The organism is Cellvibrio mixtus subsp. mixtus J3-8 (genome assembly GCF_000766945.1).
GTDB classification, from domain to species: domain Bacteria; phylum Pseudomonadota; class Gammaproteobacteria; order Pseudomonadales; family Cellvibrionaceae; genus Cellvibrio; species Cellvibrio mixtus_A.
The window spans coordinates 227537-233479 of sequence record NZ_KN266213.1 but is presented as its reverse complement, the minus strand read 5'-3'; the positions used below and the strand labels follow the sequence as shown (position 1 = coordinate 233479).

Annotated in this window: 2 protein-coding genes and 1 pseudogene; all 3 read left to right on the top strand. The window is 46.4% G+C overall.

What is annotated here, in order from left to right:
- Positions 1-210, top strand: a pseudogene (locus A596_RS23620) (hypothetical protein); the annotation flags it as partial.
- 349 nt (positions 211-559) lie between these two features.
- A complete protein-coding gene (locus A596_RS19320) occupies positions 560-3166 on the top strand; it encodes a glycoside hydrolase family 9 protein (protein WP_039917860.1) in 2607 nt (868 codons plus the stop codon).
- 173 nt (positions 3167-3339) lie between these two features.
- Positions 3340-5943 (top strand): endo-1,4-beta-xylanase (locus A596_RS22340; RefSeq protein WP_052417702.1); only part of this gene is annotated, 2604 nt, incomplete at its 3' end.

The window sequence follows — 5943 nt, the reverse complement described above, 5'->3', positions numbered from 1 at the left end:
CCACCGGGTGAGTCGGATGGTGCTGCATCAAAAGAACTTTCCTATGATCCACAGGATCCTGCGAAAGGCTTTGATCGCAACTGTGATCCAACGTACACCAATGCAGCGGGAACCACGACCGGGTCGTTGCCTAATGCCCCAGTTGCTGGCCGCTGGTTTAAAGAAGGCTTCCAGGTACTGTTGAATAACGCTTATCCGCCATTGGATTAAGCAACGCGTGAGAGTGAGCCAGGACAGGCATTTGGAGAGATGCCTTGGTCACGGACGACTGCTTTGTGAAATGGAATCAGATAGGAAAAATTTTCACGCTCACATTTTTATCTGATTTCGCGTGTTACCCCTGAAACAACTGTGACTTTGCCGGCCCTCACTATGTGATGGCCGGATTTTTACAAATTCCAATGAATGAATAATCAATTATTAAAATTAATCGGTGTGTGGCAAGAACCATCAGCACTGGTAATGAATCTGCACGCAATCCTTATTCGAATTAGTGTCCGAATTTAGTACGGTAATGGAGTAGCTTTCATTCCATTCTCTTTTAATGAGGGATTAATGTATGAAGAAAAAAATATCCTCGCGCACGTCTGTTTATGGTTTAAAAAAATTAACTGCGCTAATGAGCGCAATATTGATGGCTTCGGCAATTAATGTGCGGGCCGAAGAAGGCAATCCACGTGTAAACCAGATTGGCTATTTTCCTAACAGTCCAAAAATAGCGGTTTACAAAACGTCGAATAGTAGTGCGCAATCCTGGCAATTAACACAAAATGGCGTGGTGGTTGCGTCGGGCCTTACTGCACCTTACGGAATTGATGGTGCTTCCGGTGATAATGTTCACCGTATTGATTTAACATCTGTTATCGCAAATGGCGATGGATTGGTATTAAAAGTGGGGGCAGATACCAGCTACCCATTTCGTATTTCTACCACGGCATTGAACGGGGCATTTTATGATGCACTGAAATATTTTTATCATAACCGCAGTGGTATTGCGATTGAAATTCCTTACACCGCTGGTGGATCTTACGCTGCAAATAGTAAATGGGCACGACCAGCAGGCCATCTTAATGCCGGTGCCAATAAAGGTGATAATAATGTCCCGTGTTGGACGGGTACATGCAATTATTCATTGAATGTTACCAAAGGTTGGTACGACGCCGGTGATCACGGAAAGTATGTTGTCAACGGCGGTATTTCAGTGTGGACTTTGTTGAATATGCATGAACGCAGTGTGTATTCCAATAAAGATATTTCTACTGTTGGTGCATTTAAATTATCCAATGCGCTAGTTGACAATTCATTAAATATTCCTGAAAGCGGCAATGGTGTTTCTGATTTGCTGGACGAAGCGCGCTGGCAACTGGAATTTTTACTGGCGATGCAAGTGCCTGCCGGCCAGGTGAAAGCCGGCATGGTTCATCACAAGGTTCACGATGTAGGTTGGACTGGTTTGCCGCTTGCCCCCCATGAAGATGGACAGCAACGCGCATTAGTCCCGCCCAGCACAGCAGCCACATTAAATGTTGCTGCTACCGGCGCACAATGTGCGCGTATCTGGAAAAATATTGATGCTGCCTTTGCTGCAACTTGTTTAACCGCTGCAGAGCGGGCATGGACTGCTGCGCAGGCAAATCCCGCTGATATTTATTCCGGTGCTTACGATAATGGCGGCGGCGGTTACGGTGATAAAACGGTTGCTGATGATTTTTATTGGGCTGCTGCAGAGTTATATATCACCACCGGTAATAGTAAATATCTTTCTACCATTAATAATTACACCATTACGCGCACTGATTTTAATTGGGCGGATACAGAATTGCCGGGTCTGATGTCGCTCGCATTGGTGCCAACAGAACATACATCTGCTTTGCGCACTGCGGCGCAACAAAAAATTATCAGCATTGCTGATATCCATTTGGTAACGCAAAACCAATCCGGTTACCTGGTGCCTTTATCCAATAAAGAATTTTATTGGGGTTCCAATAGCGGTGTAACTAATAAATTAATGTTGGTCGGGCTCGCTTATGATTTCACTGGCAATGCAATTTATGCCGAGGGTGTTATTAAAGGCCTGGATTATTTATTAGGCCGCAATACCTTATCGACTTCGTTCGTAACCGGTGCGGGTACCAAAACTGTGACGCAACCTCACCATCGTTTTTGGGCCGGCGCATTGAATGCGAATTATCCCTGGGCTCCACCAGGTGCCTTATCCGGTGGACCTAATGCCGGTTTGGAAGATGATGTTTCTGCCAGCCGTTTGAGTGGTTGTACAAGCAGACCGGCAACTTGCTGGATTGATAGCATCGATGCCTGGTCGACCAATGAAATTACGATTAACTGGAATGCACCTTATGCGTGGTTGCTTGGGTTTGCTAACGAATATGCCGGTGGCACAACGCAAACAAATTCATCGAGCTCATTCTCAAGCAGCAGTGTTATTCGCAGTTCATCATCGCGTAGCAGCATTGTTCCCGGCTCGTCATCACGCAGCAGTATTGCTACAAGTTCATCATCAAGCAGCGTAGCTTCTTCGCGTTCATCCAGTTCTGTTGTGAGTGGCCAGCAATGTAATTGGTACGGTACTTTGTATCCATTGTGCGTAACCACAACAAACGGTTGGGGTTATGAAAATAACAAGAGTTGTATTTCACGTACTACGTGCGCGGCGCAACCTGCACCTTTTGGTATTGTGGTAGTTACACCGAGTTCAGTATCAACAAGTAGTGCCAGTAGTATTGCTACAACCAGCTCTGTTAATTCAACTTCATCACGTTCATCCAGTAGTGCTATCAGAAGTTCAGTTTCCAGTTCCGTTTTATCCAGCAGCAGAAGCAGCTCTTCATCGGCGATCGCCGTTGCCAATTGTCAATATGTGATTAGCAATGAATGGAATACCGGCTTCACAGCGGCGATTCGAATTAAAAATAATGGGACTAGCGTAATTAATGGTTGGGTTTTGAATTGGAATTTCACCGATGGCAGCCGTATTACCAGTAGCTGGAACGCCACACTTAGCGGTAGTAATCCTTACTCGGCAACCAATTTAAGTTGGAATGGCACGATTCCTCCAGGTCAAACCATAGAGTTCGGCGTGCAGGGCAGTAAGGGGAGTTCGTCGGCACAGATTCCTGTGTTAAGTGGAAGTGTTTGCCAGCCGTAATCTGACGCAATAGTTACATCGTGGGAACGATAAATAATCACTGCACTTAAATGAGTGCAGTGATTTTATAGTTTTAAAACCCTTATTTTTTTAAAAAGGTCAATACACCGGAGTTGTCACTTCACGGAAGTAAATATAAAAAAATTTTTCACTTTCACAGCGGGATTATAACCATGCAATCTTTATTTAATAGAAAGATGCTGGGTGTTGTTGCAATGGCAAGTGCGGGTCTTTTAGCACAACCAACATTGGCACAGTCAGCAAATTGTAGTTACAGCATTAGCAATGAATGGAATACCGGTGCGACAGCCGCTATTACCATTACCAATACCAGCACCACTGCAATCAATGGCTGGACAGTAGGTTGGCAATACGCCACCAATCGTTTGTCCAGTTCATGGAATGCCAATGTCTCTGGTAACAATCCATACACTGCCAGCAATATAAGCTGGAACGGCGCTATCCAGCCTGGCCAAAGTGTTCAATTTGGTTTTCAGGTGGATAAACGCGGTGGCAGTGCAGAGCGGCCGACAATTACAGGTAATGTTTGTGGTGGTACTACATCATCTACACCTGTGAGTAGTGTGAGGAGTTCTTCGTCTGCTGCAATTAGCAGTTCTGTTGCTTCAAGTGCTGTGAATGCACAGCAATGTAATTGGTACGGAACCATTTATCCGTTATGCGTAAGTACCCAAAGCGGGTGGGGCTATGAAAACAACAAAAGTTGTATTTCACGTTCGACCTGTGCTTCGCAACCTGCGCCCTGGGGAATTGTTGGTGGTAGCAGCTCACAAGTTGTTTTATCAAGTAGCAGTCGCCCGGGTTCTTCTTCGGCATCTTCTATTCCTTCCTCTTCATCGATTCCCTCTTCATCATCAGTACCTTCATCAGTAGCGCCGTCTTCCCGTTCGTCATCGGTGTCTTCTGTGAATTCATCGTCTTCAATTGCGACATCTTCGAGCAGCTCGCGTTCTTCCAGCTCGGTTAGTTCTGCAATTGCAAACAATATTGCGGTGAACGGCGATGTGGAAAATGGCACTACCAATTGGGGCACTCGTGGCAATGCAACAATTGTTCGCAGTACTGCGGATCGTTATGCGGGTAATGCCAGCTTGTTCGTCAGTGGAAGAACTGCTTATTGGCACGGTGCAACATTTAATGTAACCAGGTTAACGGCGGGCAATAGCTATGAAGTTGCAGCCTGGGTGAAACTGGCTCCGGGAGAGTTGCCAGAGACTATTAAAATCACCGGCAAACTTGTTGATGATGCAGATACTGCTACCTACAACGAATATACGGAAATTGCGAGTGCACAAGTGACTGCAGATGGTTGGACTTTGTTGAGCGGCACTTACACTCCGGGCGGCTCCACTCCGTTTGAATCATTTATTGTTGAGTCAGTTGATGGTTCGGTAAATGTCAGTTTCTTTGTTGATAATTTCTCCGTTGCCGGTGACGTAGATGAAGAACCTGAAGTGCCTGTCGGTACCGGTTTGTCCAGCCTGGTTGATTTCCCGATTGGTGTTGCTGTTGCAGCGGGAAGTGGTGCCGCTGACATTTTCACTAACACTGCTCGCCAGAATATTGTGCGTGAAGAGTTCAGCCAAATCGTTGCCGAAAATATTATGAAAATGAGTTACATGTATTCCGGTAGCAATTTCTCGTTCACGAATGCAGATCGTTTGGCCAATTGGGCAGCAAGCAATGGTAAATCATTGCACGGCCATGCGTTGGTATGGCATCCGAGCTATCAATTGCCAACCTGGGCAACGGATAGCAACGCGAATTTCCGTAGTGATTATGCTCGTCACATCGACACTGTTGCCGCGCATTTTGCTGGCAAGGTAAAAAGTTGGGATGTTGTGAATGAAGCGTTATTTGATGCAGCGGATGATGATGGCCGTGGTTCTGCCAATGGTTACCGTCAATCTGTGTTTTATCGCCAATATGCCGGCCCTGGTTTTATCGATGAAGCGTTCCGTCGCGCGCGCGCAGCTGATCCTTCAGCAGAGCTGTATTACAACGATTTCAACACGGAAGAAAATGGAACCAAAACCACAGCATTAGTTAATCTGGTACAGCGCTTGTTAACTAACGGTGTACCGATTGATGGCGTTGGTTTCCAAATGCATGTGATGAATGATTATCCATCTATCGCCAACATTCGCGCATCTTTGCAAAAAATTGTTGATTTGAGTCCGACACTCAAAATCAAAATTTCTGAATTGGATGTACGTTTGAACAACCCTTACGATGGCAATTCCAATAATGATTACAAAAACCGCAGCGATTGTGCGGTGTCTTGTGCAGGGCTGGATCGTCAAAAAGCGCGCTACAAAGAAATTATCCAGGCGTATCTGGATATAGTTCCGCCTGCGCGTCGCGGCGGTGTTGTTGTGTGGGGAATCGCAGATCCGGATAGCTGGTTCTACACCCATCAAAACCTGCCGGATTGGCCGCTGCTGTTTAACGATAGCTTGCAGAAAAAATCTGCTTACCAGGGTGTGGCGGAGGCTTTAGCTACTGTGCCTCGCACCAGCTCAAGTGCTACTTCAAGTTCGCGCCCAAGCAGTTCAAGTGTGCCAGTGACATCGACATCCAGCTCGCGTCCAAGCAGCATTGCGGCAACCTCAAGCAGTGTTGTTGTATTCACATCGATTTCGCGCAGCTCTACCAGTGCACCAACAACCTCGCGCAGCTCAAGCAGCGTAGCGACTACCTCATCCCGCTCCAGCTCCAGCACCCCGGTAATTCCGGGTGAGCGTCTGGATAACCCC

Bases quoted from the DNA above. Each gene is read 5' to 3' on its own strand.
- A596_RS19320 (WP_039917860.1), top strand. From the start codon at position 560: ATGAAGAAAAAAATATCCTCGCGCACGTCTGTTTATGGTTTAAAAAAA.